The 23,192-nt window shown below is 40.8% G+C and carries 22 protein-coding genes; 6 read left to right on the plus strand and 16 right to left on the minus strand.

Translation table 11 applies throughout. From position 1 onward, the window contains the following. Window positions 1-6: 6 nt before the first annotated feature. The 16 genes from bioA to rocD form a co-directional block, all read right to left on the minus strand. Window positions 7-1,296: an adenosylmethionine--8-amino-7-oxononanoate transaminase gene (gene bioA, locus CHB71_RS02185; RefSeq protein WP_179213283.1), complete on the minus strand. Its 1,290-nt coding sequence runs from the start codon at window positions 1,294-1,296 to the stop codon at window positions 7-9. Then, window positions 1,293-1,712 (minus strand): type II toxin-antitoxin system VapC family toxin, encoded by a 420-nt coding sequence (locus CHB71_RS02190; RefSeq protein WP_089355238.1) that lies wholly within the window; start codon window positions 1,710-1,712, stop codon window positions 1,293-1,295. The genes bioA and CHB71_RS02190 overlap by 4 nt, the downstream gene beginning before the upstream one ends. Then, window positions 1,705-1,977, minus strand: a complete 273-nt coding sequence (locus CHB71_RS02195) for a DUF6364 family protein (RefSeq protein WP_089355239.1) — start codon at window positions 1,975-1,977, stop codon at window positions 1,705-1,707. The genes CHB71_RS02190 and CHB71_RS02195 overlap by 8 nt, the downstream gene beginning before the upstream one ends. A gap of 31 nt (window positions 1,978-2,008) precedes the next feature. Then, complete coding sequence (gene bioD / locus CHB71_RS02200) at window positions 2,009-2,611, minus strand: dethiobiotin synthase (protein WP_221406662.1); 603 nt, start codon at window positions 2,609-2,611, stop codon at window positions 2,009-2,011. Next, window positions 2,608-2,811, minus strand: coding sequence for a hypothetical protein (locus CHB71_RS02205; protein ID WP_089355241.1), 204 nt, complete (start codon window positions 2,809-2,811; stop codon window positions 2,608-2,610). The genes bioD and CHB71_RS02205 overlap by 4 nt, the downstream gene beginning before the upstream one ends. Before the next feature lie 2 nt (window positions 2,812-2,813). Further along, window positions 2,814-3,914 carry an aminotransferase class I/II-fold pyridoxal phosphate-dependent enzyme gene (locus CHB71_RS02210; protein ID WP_245811200.1) on the minus strand — a complete coding sequence of 367 codons (1,101 nt, stop codon included), beginning with the start codon at window positions 3,912-3,914 and terminating at the stop codon, window positions 2,814-2,816. A gap of 47 nt (window positions 3,915-3,961) precedes the next feature. Then, window positions 3,962-4,951 carry a biotin synthase BioB gene (gene bioB, locus CHB71_RS02215; protein WP_089355243.1) on the minus strand — a complete coding sequence of 330 codons (990 nt, stop codon included), beginning with the start codon at window positions 4,949-4,951 and terminating at the stop codon, window positions 3,962-3,964. Between the two features lie 109 nt (window positions 4,952-5,060). After that, entirely contained in the window at window positions 5,061-5,549 is a 489-nt protein-coding gene (locus CHB71_RS02220; RefSeq protein WP_089355244.1) for a hypothetical protein, read from the minus strand. A gap of 160 nt (window positions 5,550-5,709) precedes the next feature. Continuing rightward, the gene (locus CHB71_RS02225) at window positions 5,710-6,882 is read right to left on the minus strand and encodes a CHASE2 domain-containing protein (RefSeq protein WP_144017305.1); all 1,173 of its coding nucleotides are present in this window, start codon (window positions 6,880-6,882) and stop codon (window positions 5,710-5,712) included. A 3-nt stretch (window positions 6,883-6,885) separates the two neighbouring features. Then, window positions 6,886-7,650 (minus strand): hypothetical protein, encoded by a 765-nt coding sequence (locus tag CHB71_RS02230; RefSeq protein ID WP_089355246.1) that lies wholly within the window; start codon window positions 7,648-7,650, stop codon window positions 6,886-6,888. A gap of 65 nt (window positions 7,651-7,715) precedes the next feature. Next, window positions 7,716-10,904 carry a caspase family protein gene (locus CHB71_RS02235; RefSeq protein ID WP_089355247.1) on the minus strand — a complete coding sequence of 1,063 codons (3,189 nt, stop codon included), beginning with the start codon at window positions 10,902-10,904 and terminating at the stop codon, window positions 7,716-7,718. A 69-nt stretch (window positions 10,905-10,973) separates the two neighbouring features. Then, complete coding sequence (locus CHB71_RS02240; protein ID WP_089355248.1) at window positions 10,974-12,887, minus strand: outer membrane protein assembly factor BamB family protein; 1,914 nt, start codon at window positions 12,885-12,887, stop codon at window positions 10,974-10,976. A 210-nt stretch (window positions 12,888-13,097) separates the two neighbouring features. Beyond that, entirely contained in the window at window positions 13,098-13,715 is a 618-nt protein-coding gene (locus tag CHB71_RS02245; RefSeq protein WP_245811201.1) for a response regulator, read from the minus strand. Window positions 13,716-13,821: 106 nt separating this feature from the next. Then, window positions 13,822-15,606, minus strand: coding sequence for a tetratricopeptide repeat-containing sensor histidine kinase (locus CHB71_RS02250; protein WP_089355250.1), 1,785 nt, complete (start codon window positions 15,604-15,606; stop codon window positions 13,822-13,824). A 90-nt stretch (window positions 15,607-15,696) separates the two neighbouring features. Further along, window positions 15,697-17,553: a tetratricopeptide repeat-containing sensor histidine kinase gene (locus CHB71_RS02255; RefSeq protein WP_089355251.1), complete on the minus strand. Its 1,857-nt coding sequence runs from the start codon at window positions 17,551-17,553 to the stop codon at window positions 15,697-15,699. 76 nt (window positions 17,554-17,629) lie between these two features. Further along, complete coding sequence (gene rocD, locus CHB71_RS02260) at window positions 17,630-18,907, minus strand: ornithine--oxo-acid transaminase (protein ID WP_089355252.1); 1,278 nt, start codon at window positions 18,905-18,907, stop codon at window positions 17,630-17,632. Window positions 18,908-18,969: 62 nt separating this feature from the next. Between rocD and CHB71_RS19245 the strand changes: the two genes are divergently transcribed. The 6 genes from CHB71_RS19245 (at window position 18,970) to CHB71_RS02285 (ending at window position 23,134) form a co-directional block, all read left to right on the plus strand. Then, complete coding sequence (locus CHB71_RS19245; protein WP_179213284.1) at window positions 18,970-19,110, plus strand: DUF5522 domain-containing protein; 141 nt, start codon at window positions 18,970-18,972, stop codon at window positions 19,108-19,110. A 60-nt stretch (window positions 19,111-19,170) separates the two neighbouring features. Then, on the plus strand, window positions 19,171-19,410 hold the full coding sequence (gene rpmB / locus CHB71_RS02265) for a 50S ribosomal protein L28 (RefSeq protein ID WP_089355253.1): 240 nt from the start codon (window positions 19,171-19,173) through the stop codon (window positions 19,408-19,410). Between the two features lie 150 nt (window positions 19,411-19,560). Beyond that, complete coding sequence (locus CHB71_RS02270; protein ID WP_089355254.1) at window positions 19,561-21,006, plus strand: aminopeptidase P N-terminal domain-containing protein; 1,446 nt, start codon at window positions 19,561-19,563, stop codon at window positions 21,004-21,006. A gap of 27 nt (window positions 21,007-21,033) precedes the next feature. Then, a complete protein-coding gene (locus CHB71_RS02275) occupies window positions 21,034-22,674 on the plus strand; it encodes a M1 family metallopeptidase (RefSeq protein ID WP_089355255.1) in 1,641 nt (546 codons plus the stop codon). A 125-nt stretch (window positions 22,675-22,799) separates the two neighbouring features. Then, the gene (rpmG, locus tag CHB71_RS02280; protein ID WP_089355256.1) at window positions 22,800-22,982 is read left to right on the plus strand and encodes a 50S ribosomal protein L33; all 183 of its coding nucleotides are present in this window, start codon (window positions 22,800-22,802) and stop codon (window positions 22,980-22,982) included. A gap of 2 nt (window positions 22,983-22,984) precedes the next feature. Next, window positions 22,985-23,134 carry a DUF4295 family protein gene (locus CHB71_RS02285; protein WP_089355257.1) on the plus strand — a complete coding sequence of 50 codons (150 nt, stop codon included), beginning with the start codon at window positions 22,985-22,987 and terminating at the stop codon, window positions 23,132-23,134. Window positions 23,135-23,192: the final 58 nt, after the last annotated feature.

Raw genomic sequence — 23,192 nt, forward strand, 5'->3', positions numbered from 1 at the left:
GATTTATTAGCGGACCTTTTCACCGACCACATATTCACCAATGGTAGCTGTTAGTTTACCCAAATCAGCACTTATAATCACATAAGGAGGCATGATATAAATCAAGTTTCTAAACGGTCGAATCCACACGCCATTTTCCACAAAGAATTTCTGTGCTTTAGGGACATCTACGGGTTCTTTCATTTCCACTACTCCAATCGCACCAAGTACACGTACGTCTTTTACATTTAAGGCATTTCCGAGTGGGAGTAATTCTCTTTTTAATTGCTTTTCAATAGCCAGGATTCTGTCCTGCCAATTGGATGAAAGCAAACGCTCCAGACTCTTGTTTGCAATGGCACATGCCAGCGGGTTACCCATAAAGGTTGGCCCATGCATAAACACCCCTGCCTCGCCGTTACAAATGGTTTCCGCCACATGTTGGGTGGTGAGCGTTGCTGCCAGAGTCATGTAGCCACCTGTCAATGCTTTTCCCACACACATGATATCGGGTGTAATGGCAGCATGTTCACATGCAAAAAGCTTCCCCGTTCTTCCAAATCCCGTAGCAATTTCATCAGCAATTAACAACATATCGTGTTCATCGCAGAGCTGCCGGATTTTCTTTAGATAGTCGGGTGAATAAAACCACATGCCACCGGCACCCTGAACTATAGGCTCGAGAATAAATGCGGCACACTTGTCGCTGTTGAGTCGGAAGAATTGCTCGAGTTGACCCAGTTCTTCATCCACATACTTTTCCTCAAATCGCTTTTTCGGCTGATTTACAAAAAAGTGTTTAGGAAGAAACTCAGCAAACAAATGATGCATGCCACCATCTGGATCACACACGGACATGGCCCCCGTGGTATCTCCGTGATAGCCGTTTCGGATGGTCATGAATTTACTTTTGCCAGCATTCCCTTTTGCATGCTGGTATTGGATGGCCATTTTCATAGCCACCTCAACGGATACAGACCCTGAGTCTGCCAGGAAAACTTTTTCCAGTCCTTCTGGTGTGATTTCCACCAGCTTTTGGCAAAGCTTGATAGCGGGTTCGTGGGTAATGCCTCCAAACATCACATGAGACATTTTCGATAGCTGATCACTAGCTGCTTCGTTCAGCTCAGGTACATTGTATCCATGGATGGCTGTCCACCAGCTGGACATTCCGTCAATTAACTCTGTGCCGTCTGCAAGTTTTAGCCTCACACCTGAAGCTGATTCCACCGGATAGGTGGGCAAGGGATTGGTTAGCGAGGTATAGGGGTGCCAAATGTTGCTTTGGTCGAAGGCTAGGTCTTCTTGTATTATCATGAAATGATTTCTAAAAATTCATTTGGGGTATAAACCGGTACCAATGAAACATGGGAAACAAAATCCTTTTTGTTTCTGGTGATAAAGTAGTCTACTTCATGATTAAGCGCTGTGTAGTATTGGCAAGCATCTTCTTTGTCTTTGAATGAGGACTTAATTGCTCTCAAAAGCAGCTGTTTTTCGGAAGTAAGAATATTGCATTTAGAAATTATCAATGAAAGAGCCTTTTCAGGATTTTTTATAGGAAACGACTCGTAAACCAAATATATCAATGTGTATACACTGCCTTCAGAAAGATAAAGCTGAACATCATTTTCGTTGGAATATTGAATGAGTTTTATTGAAGTATCATAATAGGGAGCTCTTTTAGTAATAATGTCAACCGCAACATTGGTGTCGAGAAAAATATTAACCATGCTTCTTTTTTAAATGCTCAACAATTAATTCTTTATCACTCTGCTCATTCGGTTCAGTGTAGGGTTGGTTGTCTAAAAACTCAATAAGCGCTTCTCCGGCAATTTGTTCCTTACTTTTATTTTTAGATTTTAATTTTTCTTTGAATACATCTTCAAAAAGCCTTGAAACGGATACCCCTTGCTGCTTGGCTTTCTTCTTAGCTAGTAGGATAATATCCTTTCTTACGGTTAATGTAAGTTTTGTTTTTTTATCCTTCGTTTTCATTTATACGTGTTTTAATAAAAATACGTGTTTTTTAAACAAAAGTTAGCTTGGCGGCATTTTTTTCGATCATTTTAGAAGTTATTTCCTCTTCTTTCTCTATCTCTAATAGGCACTTAACCTCTGACCGTTGCATGATTACATCAAAGGTAGATGGATTCTTTTCTCCATTGAAGATGAGGCCGAGTAAAGGAATATTCCTGCTTTTCAAAGCATAAAGTGAAAGCAGCGTGTGGTTAATACTTCCCAGATAATAATTAGAAACGAGAATAACCGGCAACCCTGTAGAGGCAACCCAATCTATATTTAAATAATCCTCTCTAATTGGTACCATGAGCCCGCCTGCTAGTTCGATGATTAGGTTATTATCGGTTGTTGGTATTTGAAGTCTTGACTCCTCGATTGTTACATCATCAATTGTAGCTGCAGCGTGTGGCGACATAGGCTGTGTCAAGCGATAAGCTTCTGGATGTATAATGGTTTCCGGCGACCATTTTTTGACTTTATGCGAGTCGGTGTTTTCCAGGTCTCCTGCTTGCACTGGTTTCCAGTAGTCTGCTTTGAGCGCTTTGCATAAGATTGCTGAGGCCACTGTTTTTCCAGTGTCTGTGCCAATGCCTGCAATGATGATTTTCACTCTTCTAATTTCTGAATTAGAAATCCCAAATGATTATAAAGGTCTTTAGCCTCCTTTAAATCAAGTGTAAGAAAAATTCCTTTTTCTGGTTGATTTTGCTCAATTGCTTTGAAATCGATCCCTTGAGATTCTTTTTCATCCCTAAGTGACATTTCCATTTGATTCCAAGGCTTTGTTTTGCCTTCAAAAGTATATTTCATTTTTAGAGTTCTTTAAATAACAAATCTATCTCCTCTTTGGTATTGTAGGAGTGGAGGCAGAAACGAATGCGTTCTTTTCCTTCAGCCACGCTTGGTCTTCTGATCGGAAGGGCGTTGATACCGACCTCTTTTAATTTTTCAGCCAGATCTATGACCTCTTTATTTCCAGGCACAATGAGCGATTGAATTTGTGATTCCGAATCAATCCACTGACCATTTGACTCCTTTCTTTTTTGCACAAAATATTCCACGTTTTCTTTGAGTTCATTCCGATCAGGAACACACTTGGATATGTGGCTATACATCGCAGCAATGCTTGCGAAATGATGATTGGAAGGGGCTGTTGAGAAAATCATGGATCTTGAAAAGTTGATCTGATAATCTTTAAGCCACTTTGGCCCCACAACGGCTGCCCCGTGAATACCGGGTGCTTTTCCAAATGTCATAATCCTAGCAAAAACCCGATCCTGTAATCCAAGATTTTGAACCAAGCCTTCTCCATCCTCTCCATATACGCCAAAGGCATGTGCTTCATCCACTATTAGGAGCGACTCGTTTTTGTGACAAAGGTCAGCCACCTCTTTCAATGGACAGATATCACCATCCATGCTATACACGGACTCTACCAATACAATTATCTGACCTTCGGCTTTTTTTAGTTTATCCGTAAAGTCTTCCAGGTCATTGTGCTTGAAGCGAATCTTTTTGGCATGTCCTAATCGTACTCCATCGATCAGGCTTGCATGTATCAACTCGTCACAAATGAAGGTGGTTTCTTTAGTTGCCAGACTGGAGATCAAGCCAAGATTGGCCATGTATCCGGATGAGTAGATTAAAGCGCTTTCGGCCTGATGGAATTCTGCGATTTCTTGTTCTACCTGTTCTGCGTATTCACTATTGCCACCGAGTAAACGTGATCCGGTAGCTCCGTTGAGTTTAGGTGCATTTCTGCATTCATCCTCGATAGCCAGACTCAGGCTTTGAGATTGAGCAAGCCCCAAATAGTCATTGGTATAGAAATCAATTCCTTCCGGCGGGAGCGGAAGGGTGCGCAACAGGTGTTGCTGTTTTCGTTCTTCGAGTGCTTTTTGGTAGTTGTTCAAAATTTAACCCTCCTTTGTTGACACCCTGTTGTCCCCTCAAGGGGGAATTATGCCTCGACTTCAGTTTCTTTTTTGACTTCTTTAAATGCTTCTCTTGGCTGCAATCCTAATAGGTCAAACATTTCCTTATCGTCGTTGAAGTCAGGGTTTGGAGTGGTAAGCAATTTGTCTCCAGCGAAAATGGAATTCGCTCCGGCCATGAAGCACAGCGCTTGCTCGGTCAGGCTCATGCCTTCTCGCCCAGCAGAAAGTCTTACCACAGAAGCCGGCATCACTAATCGTGCGGTTGCGATCATGCGGATCAATTCGTGAGCGGCAACTCGTGGCTGTTCGGCAAGTGGTGTTCCTTCTACCGGTACCAATGCATTTACCGGAACAGACTCAGGGTGCTGATCCATATTCGCTAGCGTCAATAGCATTCCCATTCGGTCTTCTGCAGACTCTCCCATTCCGATGATACCGCCTGAGCATACACTAATCTTCGCTTTACGCACATTATCAATGGTTTTCAAACGATCATCATATTCCCGTGTACTGATGATATCATCGTAAAATGCTTCAGAGGTATCTATGTTGTGATTGTAAGCGAAGAGGCCTGCATCAGCTAATCTTTTTGCCTGCTCTTCAGACACCATTCCCAGTGTGCAGCAAACCTCCATATCCATGCTGTTCACGGTCTTCACCATGTCCAGTACTTTATCAAAGTCTTTATTATCTCTCACCTCTCTCCAAGCCGCACCCAGGCACATTCTGGAAGCACCGTTTGCTTTGGCAGACTCGGCCTGAGCACGCACTTCTTCTACCTCCATGAGCTTGTGCACTTTCACGTCTGTATGGTAACGAGCTGCTTGTGGACAGTAAGCACAATCTTCGGGACACCCACCGGTTTTGATGGAGATCAAGCTACTTACTTGCACCTCTTTTGGATCATGATATTTTCGATGCATGGTAGCTGCTTCGAATACCAATTCCATGAGTGGTTTATGATAAATTTCAGAGATTTCCTCCAGTGTCCAGTTGTGCCTTACGTCTGCCATAAATCTTCAAATTGTGATTAGATGCAATAATACTCAAGGCAGAGCAATAAAAAACCCTCTTCAAAATTTGATGAGGGTTGGAGTTATTTTGTGACTTTAAAATTGGTCGCTAATCAAAGCTCACAGAGACATCCGTAAATGTTCCTGTAAAGGAATCTGCATCCACAAAATCATTTGCATCCTGAACCCAGGTAAATGACCCTGACACAAGCCCTTGACCTCTATCTATTTTTGAAAAAGTAGTGGTTACTTTTCCTGTTGTATTGAAATCACCATTAAATGTCATAGTGGCAGAATTGTATCCTTTACCTAGTTCAAACACATAATTCTCACCTTCGGAATCGAAGGTATTATCGTTGTATTGATTCGCCCATATTGCAAAACTAAATCGCGGGCTTCCTGGTCCAAATTGATACGTTATCAGCATGTATTCTGAGCTTGTTGGTGTAGGTCTATTTCCACCTAAATCGAATACATCATAATCAATGGCTACATCAAGACACTCTCCATTGGCATTTCCTTTTTCACCGCATGACTCGTCTTCTCCACAAGCGAAAAAAAGAGCACACGCTATAAACGTTATTGCTTTCCAATTCATTTTTTTATTTCAAATGTCAAACCAATGGATAGGTTTTTCAATCCCTTTCAGACGGTATTTGAATATCCGTGATAATTGGTATATGAAATGAAAAACCCCGATTCCACAATGTTCGGAACCAGGGCCTCAGTCATGAATCAGTCTCACCAAAAATTCATGATTAACTTTTTGAGGGGCTGGTTCTGTAAAAAATTAGTGCTGACAATCGATCCAGGATATAAAATGCGATGGCAATGAAGAAGACATTGATGTGAATATTGAAAAGCCAGAAGGTAAGGATTGAGGTGATCGTCAAAATCAAAAAATAGCTTGCAAAACCTGCCAGATACCGGGTCATTTTTAAACTTTTAAGTTTCTTAATTTTTTGTTCAATTAGGTCTCCTTCGGCAAAGGCCATGTAACTTAAGTAGCCATAGGCAGCAGCGAGAAGGAGAAAAAACCATGGATTGATGATGGTATCGTTGTGGATTAACGAAAGAAAGGCATTAAGGAGAATGAGAGGGCCGGCAGTTATTTCCAGCACCGTCTCATGCATGTCGTTTTCAAAGAAATCACCAATCACGATCACTTTATCAGCAACGAACTGCTGAATGTCCTGGTCAGTGAGATAGAGTAATTCACCAAGACTTACCGGATTGAATCCAGCCTCGAGATCGTAAATATCTTTTTGAAGAATACGATAGTTCATGATAAAATTATTTAGCGTCCATTCCCGTCCCACGTTTAGAAATGGTCCTCTTTTGCTGACCTCTATATTATTAATGGTCTCATAGACCTTAAGAGGGAGTAGCTTGGAAGTATCGTTGTAGATGAGTTGGTATTTATAAACTCCATCAAAAGCACTCCCGATCAGGTAGTCTGAGATTCCGAAATTGACGTCTTGAAATAATGGCTTTTCCACCTCATCGTATTCGTTGATATGAGCAGATAGAATGACATTGTCCAGCTTGTTTAGCTCTAGCTCCAGTTCATCATCGTACGATGAAGAGTCTACAAAATGAACGTCGATGATGACATATTTGGGCTTGGAATCACCATCATTAATCACTTTGAGAAGTTGGGCTAATTTTTGACGATCTGTGATTGCCTGATTGCCGACAGGGAACCCAAATTCATCGTATCGATCAATTAACTGTAAATCATACGAAGTATTAATTAATGCAAAGTCTTCCGAATCCGGACGTTCACGATTGGCAAAATTTAGTGCCGTAGTGCTCCATATTAGAAACTTCTCATCTCCGGCCAGCCACGGTAGCTTCATCAAGTAGAATGTGAAAGCCATCATGATGATGGTATTCACCACAATCAGCAATATGAGTATCGGCTTTTTCAAAATTTAGAAATTGGAGATTGCCTTTTTAAGCTGTTCTTCTGTGCACTTTCCGTATATCGAATTGATAATTTCCAGTAAGGCGTTTGCATCATCAGGAAACTGCTCATTTAGTGACTTGAGCTGCTCATCTGATACATAAGCCAAATCCATTTTTGTAATGAAAGTGGAAGCTTGCTCTTCGGTATTGTAATAGAGGAGTTTAGCATCTTTCACCATTTCAGGATTGATAGAGTTTCCATCTATGGAAAAGAATTCTTTCAAATCAAATACAAGGTTTTCTCCATCGTTATCAAGCTTTTTATTGATCGTTTCATTCGCATACTGATACTGTACATAGAAGAACTTGCTTTCTGACATTGGGAAAGCAGAGGAAGAAACACTCACGAAATATGAATCGCCAAGCAGTGCAATCGGGCCTTCATTGAAATGCTTTTGAAAATCTAATGTGTTGTTGATGGATCCGGCTCTGGTACTCAAGCGTCCTCTCACCGGTGAGATCACTGAAGTCAAAGCGTAAACCGCATCACTTTGTGAGGTGGAAGAGCTGTTTTGTTGGATCACAAAGCGACCTCTTTCCGAGCTTAAAACTGCAGCTCTTGCATCATCCGTTTCAAATTTCAGATTCGCATCCTCTGAAATTTTGGTCCCCTTAGAAAGATAAGAACCTGACTGGGTATCATAGATTTTTCCGATAGTATGGATGACCGTGTACGACTGGCTTTGGCCTTGAAAGGCAATTAGTACAAGTATGACGAATGTGTATTTCATGTGTAGTTATTTGTTTTCAGCGGTCACATGGAATTCGTCCCGAATGCTCGGGACTCATTTCATTTTTAATAAACCTTAAAATCGTTTCTAATATTTTCTTCTCTTGAGGTAGGCACCTGTTTGCCATTACTCAATAAGATTACTTGCTCACCTACATATTGCCTGATTTCCGATACCCGATAGTCACGATCTCTATTGATGTCAGCACGTCTGGTTGAAAAACCCTGAATCAGGCAGCTGGTAAAAAGCCCATTCTCAGAGTTTACTCCTTCAGCAGCAAACTCGGTACCTCCAGCAGCAGATATGACTGTTGCTCCTGTTCCTTTTCGCATGTCACTAAAAAGTGCTTTGGATAACTCCAGGGTATTGTCCAGTCCAAAGCTGTTTTCTTTCAACTTCACAAGTGATCCGGCAGAGCGAAAGGCTACAGAACCCACGGAGCTAATGGATTCTTCAGCTTCCTCTATGTCATCTTCATCTAATTCACCTGCATGGCACGTATCCATCATCAGGAGTTTGTTTCTGCATTTGATCCCGTCAATCAATGCTTGTAGTTGTTCGTAGGATAGCCCACCACTTGATGGATTGTTAAAATCCATGTTGTGGGTAGCGAAATAGTAGGTATAATCTTTATCCAACACGCCATGCCCGGCAATGAATATCATAACTACATCATCCACTTGCGCTTGCTCTACAAAACTTCGGATGGCCTGAATGTTGGCATCCGTTGCATTTTGATTGACTATGAGTTTTTCGAACACATTTTCATATTCAGATGAACCTTTCATGGTTGAAATGATGTCTCCTGCATCCTTGGCAGCAAATGCCAGGTTATGTTGGGATTGCTGATATTGAGATACTCCAATGGAAACCAGATAAAGATCCGGCTTATCAAAATCGGTGGTTAGCTGTACTTCGAAAGTTTCTGGCAGAGACTCCAATCCTTTACTGTTAATAGCTGTGACTTTGATTTCATTCAGCCCTTTGCCCAACTCGACGGAGATATCTTTTGTAATAGAGGCTGATGGTGCAACCGAAATACCGTTCGAACCAAAAGCCGGAACATCGTTGATGTAAACCTGTAGTCGATTTATGGATTGATTTTCATCAGTTGCTTTAGCCGAAAAAGTCAGTGTTCGCTGATCTGTTTCCAACGGAATGGAAAGCATATCAACATCCATTTTTGGTAGTTCATTTGAAGTAGATAGATCGGCCGGGTTGAAACCTAATCGCTTTAAGCGTTTATTATATGCAGCTTCGTAGGAGGCGATAAGTTTTTCTGAAGCATAGCCAAGTGTTTTAGCAATGACATCAGGTCGGTTGTGTTTGAGCTCTAATTGCTCAAATGGCAATACGTTGTTCCCTTCTTTGAATGCAATCGCCTTAGCAGCATTTTTTGAAGAAGTATAATGAAAGTCGGGGGTGTAAGCGATAAATCCACCCTCTTCAATAAGAGCCATGCTTATGGTTTTTTTGCCTTGCTGAAGGTTATAGAGTGCTATTTCTCCTGATTCATTGGTGGTAATGGCAAACCTTGAATCCATGCTAAAAACAGCATCGGTAATTATACCTTGCTGAGTGTCGTTGATAATTTTCTGATTGCCTTTTTTGATGGTCACATCATATCCATCAAACCGAATAGAGTAGTCTCCTCGACTGAATTTGTCTTCTAATGATTGAAAATCCTCTTTTGATTTTTTGCTTTTGTAATCCGTGACAGACCATTCATTTAGGTCATTCGCGTCGGTGAGTGCCCAGATTTTATCTTCATCTTCAGGGTTGAACTTCACCCATACGATGTTGTCTTTTTTCTCTTTTAATGTCTTGTAAAGTCGTCCGGTTTTGAAATTCCAAATTTTCATAAAGGACGTGTTAACGGCAGTGGTAGCCATATACTTTCCATCTTTGGATACATCGATGTGATTGATATCGGATGATCTGTCGAAAGTTCTGACCAAAGTACCTGTTGTAATGTCCCACATGGTCATGTCCCGATCCAGCGATCCAACTAAAATGTGTTTTCCGTCAGGCATCACGTCTACAGCCAGTGCCGGCTGAACATAGCCCTCCATGTCTCTGATTTTTCGTCCGGTTTCATAGTCCCAAAGCTTGAGCTGTCGCTTTTGATCTGATGTAACAATGGTTCGGTAATCCGGAGATAAGGCAAGCCAGTTGGTGTTTTTGGTGATGTTCTTGATTTCTTTTACGACCGGAGGCACATAGTTTATGGCCTCTTTATTTCCCGGTTCGGGAAAATCAGCATTTTCAATATCATAGACTTTTATGGATCGTTGCTCATTTACAATGACTTTGGTTTGATCCTGACTCAGAACAGCTACTCCTCTGGGGTTATTGATTTGCCATCGGATAGGTTTGGATACTTCACCAAAATGATTCCGGTTCTCGCTTAGCTCCACAAGGGAAACACTGGCGCTACCGGTTTCTTCCTCTTCACCTTTTTCTGCTAAAAATGGTGTGAAAACATTTTGAGAGAAAAGAATTCTTTTTCCATCATTGGTGAACTCAATGTTGGAGTAGGTCATTACAAAAATGGTGGTTGACTCTTTGCCTATCCGCCCGTTAGCTACATTTCCAATCACAGCAAATCCGGTCATGATCGCTTTAGTGTAAGCGATAGCTGCTCCGGATCCTTTCACATTATCCAGTGCATCAGCAAGAATTTTTCCTTTTTCTGGATCTACAAGCTTTACCTCTACCCCATTGTTTTTGCCTCCACCTGTGACAATTCGGTCTCCGCTTGGAGAAATGGCCAGGTTCATAATTGGTGCAGTAAATCCTGAAATGGTTTTAATGGTGTCTCCCGAAGTATTCCATAACTTCAAAATCTCATCTTCACCTCCTGAAATAATCATAGTTGCATCGTTTGAAAGCTTCGCCGTATTAGCGGAACCCTCATGCGCCTGAATTTGGGTTTTCACCTCACCGGTAATGGCATCCCACAGAATGATGGTCCCACTACGGTCACCACTTACCAAGAGCTTTCCATCCTGTGACAAATGGATAGAATTGACGGGAGCTTCGTGCGCATTGAAAGTGTTTACATCAATACCAGTTTGTACATCCCACATTTTGATAGACTTGTCATCGCTGGCAGAATAGACATATTTACCGGTTGGCGAATATTGAACCATGTTGATCCCTGCGGTATGCCCCTGTCGGATGATCAACTCACTTTGCTGTGAGAGAGCAGTCCAGGAAATGAGAATGGATAGAAGTGCTAAAATGGTTTTCATGGCAGTGGAGACTTTAGAATAAAAAGCGATCAGCCGGAAAATGACTGATCGCTAACCCTAATGAGAATCTTAGAAACTATAACTAATGATTTGCTTTTTGTCAGCTTTGAAGAAAACCTGACCGGAAACCTGATCATAGTCATAAATTGGCTCCTTGTCGCTTAGTAATAAAGTGCCAAGCTCCTCGCCCGTTCTTCGATCTACTTTCACTAATCCAGCACTTTTACCCTGACCACCTTCACCAACGCGTGTTAAGATCATTCGAATGTCTCCCTTGCTAACTGTAGCCTGAAACTTTTTCTTCGCTTCAGCGCCTACCTGGCCTGCAGCATTAAAAAGATCTTGAGCTTGCTGAGCATACATTTTACTGTAGTAGTCATTTGTCCCGTACCTTGAATATGCTGCCACATGAGAAGATTGCATTTGAGCCGCAGCTCCCATTGCCATAACCGATACCTGAGCAGCTCTCAACGCAATCTTAGCTGCCAGACTCAGTCCGGGTGCTTCCCAGTATTTAGCAAACCTCACTGATCCATCGGGCTCAAGCATGACAAGGTTATTGCCATCCATGAAGAGGTATCCACCGGCAACCGATTCTACACTTTCTGGTGAAGCATTTTCACCTTCAAACTTCTTTGCAAGTCCTTTGTGGAGCACCTTATAGTCACCGGTCAAAAGATCGATTTCGAAAAGATCTCCATCAACAACCATGATCTCTTTTGTGAGCTCTGGCTTGTATCGAAGTGATGGCACTTCTAGCATCCCTTTCTTATCCCAGATCAGTTCTCCATCGTATTGTATGTAGCCAAGTCTACCTTTAATATCGGTGTACATAACTCCTGTAGCAGCAATCTGATCAATATTGATCCCTTTGATTTTCTGATCCCAGATAACATTACCATTCTTTCTGTTGAGAAGTAAAAGCTGTTTGCCTTTCGATGTGGCTAAAATCCCTTTTTCACCTAGATCAACAACATACCCATCAATTTTCTTCACCTCCCATTTCACGCTTCCATTTTGAAGATCATACATGGTGAACCACTTGTCATCAATCACAACTACTCCATCACTCATCGCAGACATGGTAGGTACTACTTTCAGCTTTAATTCTTGCTCCCATAGTTTTTTTCCAGACTTCATGTCCAATGCAGATAGTGTTCCACTATTTTTCTTTTTTTCAAAGAAATATCCAGTTGATAAATCCAGGCTTAAATCGAAACTTTCGAATACTTGCTTTCTATGCTCTGTATTGTAAGCCCATTTTACATCTCCTGTCTTTGGGTCCATTTTGGCGATCTGAGTAGTTCCTGGAAGTACGATATCACCATCTTCAAGTAGTGCAGGAAAACCATTAACGGCAATTTCTTCATTGGTCCAGATGATCTTTTGGGAAAGGAGATCTACCATTTTTGTAATTGTAATCGTAGGGGTTCCTTTTTGAGAGTAATCTTCGAAATTGGTAGAGATGATCACCATTCTTAGTTCAGGAATGTAGCCTGTTCCATTAAAGTTAAACTGAGCCATTTCTCCGAATAATGGAACCTTAATAATTGGCATTTCAGCGATTTGAGGACTTATTACTTCTTCGCCTGTCTGGATATTGATCACAGCATATTGTCTGTATTGATATCCATCGGTGAATTTTAGTTCCACATAATCGGATACTTCCTCATATTCATCATCAGTAAGTACTCTTATAAAGTTTTCAAAGGCATATTTAGGCTCTACCTTTTTACCATCAGGACCTTTCATCTTCTTGGCTTGTTCAAATGCCTCACTGGTCCATAAAATATTACCATCCCGGCTATCTACGCCGTGAAGTTTGAAGTCTTTGGTGCCTACTAGTAGAATTCCACTTTCAGTAACACTGTTCCACTCTACTTCACTGTCAAAGTCAAGTTGCCAGAGGGCATCTTGCGCATTTGTGTGACTTAGTGCTACAAGTAGCAATAAGCTTAAAATTGTTTTGAATAATTGTTTCATGTCTGATCGAGTTTATTCGCGGTTAATTTTTATTAAATCAAAGTTTATCGAATATGACCTTCCATGAAATCCACTACAGATGGGATATTTATATACCGTGAAACCCGTAGATGGATAAATAACTAGTAGGAGTATTCCTTATCCCCTTTCGAGTGACTCGGGCTACTGTGTTAGTCCTCCCAGGTAATACTGCCAGATTTTTAAAAGGTACTAGATAAGGTTGTTTGCGTAGGCGAATTTGATGAGCCCAACCAGGTTATTGGTTTTGGTTTTGCGAAAGATGTTTTTGCGGTGAGTTTCTACCGTTCGTTCGCTGATGAACAGCTCTTCGGCCATTTGTTTGTTGGTAAATTCTTTAGCGATGAGCTTGAGGATTTCCCGCTCTCTGTCGGTCAAAAGCTTTTGCTCTTCAGTACCATTCAGACCTTTCATGAGCATGGTATTCACATCAGAGCTTAGGTACACTTTTCCATTTTTCACCGCCCGAACTGCATTTACTAACTCTTCGTGTGAATCCTTTTTCAGGATGTACCCATCCACGCCTTCTTTCAGGATTTCTTTGATAAGATGTGCTTCATCATGCATGCTCAGCACAATGATTTTTGTGTTGGGGTATTTCTGCTTCACCCTCCGAACTAATGTCAGTCCATCGTCATCCGGCAGGTTGTAATCGGTTATGAGTAGGTCAACCTTCTTTCGAGTTAAATCATCAAGAGTCTCACCAACTGTGCCAGCAGAGCCAACGACTTCAAGATCATCTTCAGCGGAAAGAATTTTAATTAACCCACCTAATAGGATGGCGTGATCGTCGGTTAAAAATATGTTCATTTTGGCAGGTTTGTCTCTGCCCATGAAAGATAGCAAATTCATTGGGTTTCCCTTCTAAGCCCTCAATAATTATAAGTTCAAAGAAGTTGAAGGAATGAGTTGAAAGCTATACCATCTCCATGGTATTTTGCTCTACCTCTTTCTGAAGTTCAGTTTGAACTGGTATGTTGATGATTAAGGAATTACCTCTGGTTTCAGGGTGTGTTTCAAGCTCCAACTTACCTCTAATGAGGTTTGTCCTGGTATTAAGATTCTTCCATCCATTCCCCTTGCCAGACGTAAGGAGGTTCCTGTCAAAACCTGCACCATCATCCTCGATGAGTAGTGTTATTTCATCTTCATCCTTAGTGATTTGCAATGTTACTTTTTTAGCATCTGAGTATTTCAGGATGTTGTTGATCCACTCTTGAGAAATGCGATAAAGCGAAATTTCCTGCAGCTCGGAAAGGCGTTGGTCTAGCCCAAACACATTTAATTCTATGCTCATATTTCCAGCCTGATTTATACGACCTACAAATTCTTGAAGAGCACTTTCCAATCCATTTTTGATCAGGGTTTGAGGCATTAGATCAAAGCAGATGTTTTTTAGTTCTCCGTACATGTCATCGATCACTTTTGAAGACTCTTCAAACACCTTTTGGCGTTCGTTGGGCTTGGCTCCATCGTTCAAATTTTTCAGATTCATGTTTAAAATTGAAATCATTTGCCCAAATCCATCATGAAGGTCACGGGCATAACGGGATCGCTCTTTTTCCTGCGATGTAATGGTTGCTCTGATTTCTGCTTCACGTGCCATCCGCTTATGTTCTTCCACTAATTTTTCAGCTTTCAGTTTAGTCCTCTGTCGATTTTGGAGGAAGAGAAGTATAAGGAGGAAAATAGCTGTTCCTGCACCGATGAGAAAACTATTTTTTTGTTGAATTTCGGCTTGTTGTGTTTGAATTTCAGCTTCTTTCTTTTCGGTTTGATATTTAGTTTCCAGCTCGGCTACCTGTTTGCTTCTGCGGTCATTAAAAAGGCTGTCCTTTAGTGAGACGTGATCTTTAAAATAGGCAAGGGCTTTTTTGTAATCACCTCGTTGCTCTTGCACAGTAGCGATCATCGAAAGTACGTATTGTTCGAAATCAGCGTATGAAACTTTCTGAGCAATCTTTAACGCTTCCAAGAAATAAACTTCTGCTTGATCATATTCTTGTAGTTCGAAGAACATCTCGCCGATGTTATTTTTGACAATTCCATAGCCTGCTTCATCTCCAATCAGCAGCTTGTATTCTGCTGCCAACTCAAAATAGTATTGAGCACTGTCAATTTTATTCAGCTTGGTGTAGGCCATACCCAAATTATCATAATTGTAACTTAGGCCAATGGTATCGCTAATGGCAGATTTAACCTCCGTAGAGCGGAGGTAGTAGTCAAGGGATTCCTGAAATTTTTCTTGCTGAAATAACAGTACTCCAATGTTGTTGAGGCTGTTTCCAATACCTATCGAATCATTCTGAGCAATCGCATAATCTAACCCTTGATTAAAGTAGTCTTGAGCAAGGTCAAAATCACCTTGCTTTTTCTGCAATGTGCCAATTAAGTTGAGAATTTCAGAAGGCTTTGATTTTGTATTGAGACTAACATACAAATCTAGTGAAGTTTGATAGCTCTCTAGAGCACTATCGAATGAACCCAGACAATAGTGGGTGTATCCGAGTTCAAGAAATGCCCATGCTTTTAGCCGGCTATCAGGCATGGATTTCAGTTTCGTCTGAAGGATTAGTGCTAGTGCACTGTCACAATTGGTTTTGCGGATTTCTGCTACTTTTTCAAGTAGATTTTGATCTATTTCCTGAGCGAATACGCTGACTGACAATACGATAAGTGTAAAATAGGCGGACGGTTTCATCTACCTAAGATGATAAAATAATTTCTTGGGTAGAAGTCCACTTTCGGTCTTTTCGTTTAAATAAGGATTTTTTAGGATAATTGATGATGACTAAGCAATAACCTCTTCCTGATTTTTTATTAATAGTTTGCTTGGTGCGTTTACGATTAAAACGTTACCCTTCTTTCCATGCTCTGTTTCAAGAGTCAACTCTCCCTTAATCAAATTTGCTCTCGTATTCAGATTTTTCCACCCGTTACCTTTTCCGGCGGTGAGTAATCTGGAATCAAAACCAGTCCCATTATCTTCGATCAACAAAGTAATTTCATCTTCATCTCTTGTGATCTGCAAAGTCACTTTTTCTGCATCGGAGTACTTCAAAATATTATTTATCCATTCCTGAGATATACGATAAAGTGAAATTTCTTGTAGGTCTATTAAGCGCTCATCAAGCCCGAAGACATTTAGCTCGATGCTTATTTTACTCGTTTCATTGATCCGATCTACAAATTCCCTTAATGCGCTTTCTAATCCGTGTTTAATTAAAGTTTGTGGCATTAGGTCAAAACAGATGTTTTTAAGTTCTTTATACATATCCTCAATTACCTGAGAAGATGAGGCAAAAACTTTTTGTCGTTCATCAGGCTTTGATCCGTTTTCGAGGCTTTTGAGATTCATATTGAGAATAGAGATCATCTGCCCAAATCCATCATGTAAATCTCTGGCATATCTGGCCCTTTCTTTTTCTTGTGATGAAATAGTAGCTGTGATTTCAGCTTCCTTTGTTTGTAGCTTCACTTGCTGGAGCTTGAGCTCCTGCTTTTTTCGAATTCTATTTCTCCAAAGTGCTCCAATGACTATTAGGAGCGCAAGTACTGTGGCTGAAGCTATTAAAGCGATTCTATTTCTGGAAATGGTAGCTTCTTGTTCTTCAAGTAGTGCTTGTTGCAGTTCAATCTGCTGCTCTTTCTTCTGTGTTTCGTATTTAGCCTGAAGCGTCGAAATCACCTTGGCTCGCTCTAGGTTGAATAAACTGTCCTCGAGATTTTCGGCTTGCACTTTTACCAACAACGATTTCTCAAAATCACCCGCCATGGCAAGTACCGATGATAATGAGTCTAATGACTTGCGAACTAAATCCGGGTATCCGAAAGCCCTACTTTCATTAATGGCTTTAGTGTAGAATGAAATAGCAGATTGAACATCTTTGGTCTGAAAATAAAAATCAGCTATTGCCTTATAGTTTTCCAGTACTCCTTGATTGTCATTAATGGCTTTTCTTATTTCAGTGGATTGATCGAAATAGGAAATTGCTTTTTCAAAATTGCTTTTTCTTCTTTCCATATCAGCAAGATCAAGGTAGGTATAACCCAATCCAACACTATCTTTTTGTTGGAGCCTGATTGCGTGACATTTCAGATAAAGGGGATCTGATTTTTTGTAATTTTTTCTAACCCAATGAAAAGCAGCCTGCATGCCATAGGAAGTTCCTAGCGTCCTTAAGTCACCTGATTCTTTGGCGAGATGTTCCGACTTTGTCCAGAGGCTCAGTGCTTTTTCAATTTCTCCTTGTTTTTGGTAGTAGTTGGCCATTTCATTGCATAGCTGAGCCAAACCACTTTTATCATTTAGCGAGTCATACAGATCATATGACCGTAAATATGCAGGTAATGCTGTTTCATAGTCACCTATGAGATACAGTATGATTCCATAATTTTTTTGAGCCAGCGCTTCTTTATGGGGAGAGTTTAGCTTTTTTGAGAGTTTCACGGCTTTGCGTGTAAGCTGAAGCGAATGGGCAAAGTCAGCACTATAAATGGCGTAGAAATTATTGTTGATATAGTCAACCAAATCCAGTCCTGACAAATTGGCTAATTCTTTTTCTATCTCTGAGGTGCTATTGTCCTGAGAAAAGCTGCTCCAAAACAGTCCAGAGAGAGCAAGAAATATTAACAGCTTTTTTGCCATGGGTTAAAACTATTAAAAATAAAAAAGCGAATGTCAATTAAGACATTCGCTCTCAGTATTTAATGGCACTAAAGATTTACTTCTCAAATTCCAGTATCGTCTTTTCTATAATATCACAGCATTCATGTAGCTGTTCTTCTGTCATGACCAAAGGAGGGGCGAATCGAATGATATTACCATGAGTAGGTTTAGCTAGAAGTCCATTTTCTTTCAGCTTCACACAAATATCCCATGCTGTTGAGCTTTCTTCACCGTCGTTGATCACAATGGCATTCAATAAGCCTTTTCCTCTCACCAGGTTCACCAACTCTGATTTCTCGATCATTTTATTCATGCGATCTCTGAAAATATCACCCAACCTTCTGGCATTCTGAGTTAATTTTTCATCTCTAATGACATTTAAAGCAGCCATCCCAACAGCCCCTGCTACTGGATTTCCTCCAAAGGTAGAGCCGTGCTGACCAGGCTTAATCACTTCCATCACGGTATCATTTGCCAATACAGCAGAAACAGGATAGGCTCCTCCGGAAAGTGCTTTGCCTAAAATGAGAATATCAGGCTCAGTGTAAGTTGATTGTTTTTCGCAATGGCCTTCGCATGAACAATCGCCACAAACCCTAAGCAATGCGCCTGTTCTTCCAATTCCTGTTTGAACTTCATCAGCTATGAACAGCACACCGTGTTTTTCACAAATTTCTTTCACTTTTTTGATGTACCCTTCATCTGGCACCATTACTCCTGCTTCTCCCTGGATAGGCTCAACAAGGAAACCAGCCACATTTTCGCCCTGAACGGCTCGCTCAACCTCTGCCAGGTCATTGTAGGGAATTCGGATAAACCCGGGGGTAAATGGCCCAAAGTTTTTATTTGCTACCGGATCGTTTGAGAATGAGACAATTGTGGTCGTTCTTCCGTGGAAGTTGTTGTCGCAAACGATGATTTGGGCTTTATTTTCATCAATTCCTTTTTTCTCATACGCCCATTTTCTACAAAGCTTAATGGCTGTTTCAACAGCTTCAGCGCCTGTATTCATGGGCAGTACTTTGTCAAAACCGAAGTACTCAGTTATGAATTTTTCATAAGGTCCAAGCACGTCATTATAGAAAGCTCTTGAAGTTAGCGTGAGCGTCTCAGCTTGCTTGCTCATAGCTCCCACGATTGCAGGATGACAATGCCCCTGGTTTACAGCAGAATAAGCAGATAGAAAATCAAAATATTGTTTTCCTTCTACATCCCAGACATACACACCATCTCCCTTCGCCAATACTGCTGGTAGCGGATGGTAGTTATGGGCACCATGCTTATCTTCCAGTTTTATTAATTCTTCACTCGAAAGTGTTTTGTTTTCTATCATAATTTTGCTGTTTATCTAATAATTACAAGATTAATAATTTAACCGCTGAGGCACAATTTAAAGTGGAATTACACCCAGAGGACTACTATATTAACAAAGATGGGCTGCTGGTGTTCACAGAAATGTATCATCGCAAAAGAGGGTACTGCTGTGGCAATGCTTGTTTACACTGTCCATATAATCATGAAAATGTGCAGAGATAGTTTGCATATTGGGTTGAAATCCCGATATTTGCACTCCATTTTTGAAAACGGACTAGAAAGATGTCAAAAGTTTGCGATATAACCGGTAAGAGACCACAAGTAGGAAACAACGTTTCTCACGCTAATAATAAAACAAAGAGAAGATTCAATCCGAATCTTCAAAAGAAGCGTTTCTACATTCCTGAAGAGGATAAGTGGATTACGTTGAAGGTTTCTACTTCAGCGATTAGAACGATCAACAAAAACGGCATCACTTCTGTGCTGAAAAAAGCACGTGCCAATGGCATGGTGATCAAGTAAATTGATTTAGAAAAGAATTTTTAATCCCGACGATTAATCGCCGGGATTTTTTTTGCCTTTTATCCAGCTATCCAACCAGTGTTGGATTGAAGTTGCACTTGTCGATCGCTTGCTTGCTATATTTAACCTTCCAAAAAAATCACAAGCAAGATGAAGAAGTTTTTTACCCTGATTTTAGCAGCATTTACATTCGCCACCTACGGTCAAAACGAACCAGATGACTTTTTGTCAAGTGAATTTCACCAGGAGAGAAGATCTCTTGTAAGAGAAAAAATGCCTGATAATTCAGTTGCAGTATTTTTCGCCAATCCGGTAAGAAACCGAGCCAACGATGTGGACTACATCTACCATCAGGACCCGAACTTTTATTACCTCACAGGGTACAAGGAGCCTCATGCTGTTTTAATGATTTTTAAAAGTGAGCAAGAAGGCCCTGAAGGAAATTACGATGAAATCATTTTTATTCAGCCTAGAAATGCAATGGCCGAGATGTGGACCGGCCGAAGAATGGGAATCGGTGGAGTGAAAGAAAAACTCGCATTCAACGAAGTTTTCAATAACACTGAGTTTGAAGACTACAATATTGATTTTTCAAAATTTGATAAGGTGCTTTTTTATGACTTCTTCAATGATGTAAGAGACACAAATGCCGAAGGAGATCTTTACGACCTGATTGTTTCATTTAAGCAAAAAGCAGGTTACCCAACAGAAGGAGACTTAACCATCGAATCAACGGCGAATAACCTGGATATGGAAACCCTCGACCAGATCATGAAGGATTTGAGAGGGATAAAAACGGAAGATGAGTTGGATCTTTTGAGAAAGGCCGTAGATATCTCGTGTATTGCTCAGGTAGAAGTGATGAAAGCGATGCGTCCGGGAATGAGTGAATTTGAAGTGCAGGGGATGCATGAGTTTATTTTTAAGAAATATCAGGCTGAGTATGAAGGATACCCATCAATAGTAGGTGCCGGCCACAACGGATGCATCCTACACTACATTGAAAATTATAAGCCTTCTATAGATAGCGACGAAATGATCCTGATGGATTTGGGAGCTGAGTATCATGGATATACTGCAGATGTTACCAGAACCATACCTGTAGACGGCAAGTTCTCACCGGAAGAAAAGGCCATTTATGACTTGGTCTATAAGGCTCAGGAGGCGGCAATACAAGCGTGTAAGCCTGGCGTGAACATAGCCAGAGATTTGGATGCCGGCATTGCAAGACGAATCATCAATGAGGGATTGGTTGAATTGGGAATCATCGACAGTGTTGATCAGCGTCACCTATATTATCCGCATGGACTGGGCCACCATATAGGCCTGGATGTGCATGATAAAGGCAACTATGAGTACCTGGAACCCAATATGGCCATTACCATTGAGCCGGGTATTTATATTCCCGAAGGAGCGAAATGTGATGAAAAATGGTGGGGGATTGCCGTGCGAATAGAGGATGATGTATTGATAACAGAAGATGGATTCGAACTGCTATCAGATATTGCTCCTCGCACAAGCGAAGAAATTGAAAAAATGATGCAGGAGACCAGTCCATTAGGGTCATTCGTTCTGCCCGAATTAGGTAAGGATTAAAAGGTTTTTGATCGCTAAATTGTCAATATGAAAAAATCACTCAGCATTTTGATCATATTAGTCTGTATTCAGGCAAGTGCTCAAACAGGACTTTTTGACAAGCAAGAATCTTATACAAGACAAGATTCATTGAGGGGATCGATTACGCCTGAGCGTGTTTGGTGGGATCTGAAATATTACGATTTATTTGTTGCTGTGGATCCTGAGAAGAAGTTTATTTCGGGCACCAATAAAGTAACTTATGCAGTGTTGGAAGAAGCTGATTTAATGCAAATTGATCTGCAAGAGCCAATGCAAATAACCAAAGTGACTCAGGGTGAAAAGGAGCTTGAGATTACACATGAAGGAAATGCTCACTTCATTAAGCTACCTGTTCAAACAAAGGGCACCACTGGTAGTGTGACCATTCACTTTGAAGGTAATCCTAGAGAAGCGATTCGTGCGCCATGGGATGGGGGCTACTCTTGGAAGAAAGATGAGAATGGCAATCATTTTATTGCAACATCAAATCAAGGGATAGGTGCAAGTCTGTGGTGGCCATGCAAGGATCATATGTATGATGAACCTGACAATGGAATGACCTTAAGCATTCAAGCTCCGGAAGAACTTACTGCGGTGGGAAACGGACGCCTTGAAAAAATCAAGAAGAATAAGGACGGCACCCGTACTTTTATTTGGAAAGTGGTGAACCCAATCAACAACTACGGAGTGAATGTAAACATTGGTGATTACGTAAATATTTCTTCAAAATATAAAGGAGAGAAAGGCAATCTGGATGTTGACTTTTGGGTGTTGAGCTACAATAAGGAGAAAGCGAAAGATCACTTTGAGGACGCATACAGAACACTTGAAGCTTTTGAGCATTGGTTTGGGCCTTACCCGTTTTATGAGGATAGCTATAAGTTAGTGGAGGTTCCATATCTGGGCATGGAGCATCAAAGTTCGGTAACCTATGGTAACCAATACCTAAAAGGATATCTGGGACAAGATATTAGTGGTACTGGCTGGGGCCTAAAATGGGACTACATTATTATTCACGAAACGGGCCATGAGTGGTTTGCAAATAATATCACCTATAAAGATATGGCCGACATGTGGGTGCATGAAGGTTTTACTACCTATTCAGAAAGCTTATTTGTGGAGTATTTCTATGGCAAGGAAGCTGCATCCGAATATACCCGTGGATTGAGACTGGGAATAAACAATCGGGAGACGATTATTGGAGATTATGATGTGAACAGTGAAGGATCCAAGGATATGTATCCGAAAGGAAACAATCTGCTTCACACTGTGAGACAGTTAGTCAATGACGATGAAAAATGGCGTTCTGTTTTAAGGGGATTGAACAAAGACTTTTATCATCAGATGGTTTCCTCTCAAGAGGTTGAATCATATATCTCTGAAAAATCTGGTGTAGACCTTTCGGATGTATTTGACCAATATTTGAGAGATGCGCGTGTGCCGGTATTGGAATATGCAATAAGAGAAAACCAAATGATCTACCGATGGACAAATTGTATTGAATCATTTGATATGCCTGTCAAGGTTTTAATCGGTGAAGAAGAGGTGTGGCTTAAACCTACCACGAGTCATCAGGTCATGGAGGTTGAGAGTAAGGAGTTAGATGTAGACAATAATTTTTACATCTATGCGAATCGGATTATGTAGGGTTCAGGAGTCAAAATATTAATTTCGATTAATGTTTCTTTAGAAGCTTGAAATTTTCTACATTTGCACTCCTTTTTAAAAGCTGTAGCATTTGCGAAGGCATTTTTTGGAAAAGACAAAATAAAATGGCGAAGAAAGGAAATAGAGTCCAGGTAATTCTTGAGTGCACAGAGCACAAAAACAGTGGTCTTGCTGGTACAAGCCGGTACATCACTACCAAGAACAGAAAAAATACTCCTGATCGAATTGAGTTGAAGAAATACAACTCGATCATGAGAAAGTATACCGTACACAAAGAAATTAAGTAACCATGGCAAAGAAAGTAGTAGCAACCCTTAAGCAACCAGGTGGAGCGAAATACGCTAAGGTGATCAAAGCGATCAAAGGCGACAATGGATCTTATACATACCGGGAAGAGATGGTTCTCGAAGGTGATGTGAAGGATACATTGGCGAAGTAAGAAATTAAATCCTAAAAGAAAGGAAAGGCCGCTCCGACGCACACGTCAGAGTGGCTTT

Source organism: Ekhidna lutea, from assembly GCF_900188325.1.
In the GTDB taxonomy this organism is placed as follows: domain Bacteria; phylum Bacteroidota; class Bacteroidia; order Cytophagales; family Cyclobacteriaceae; genus Ekhidna; species Ekhidna lutea.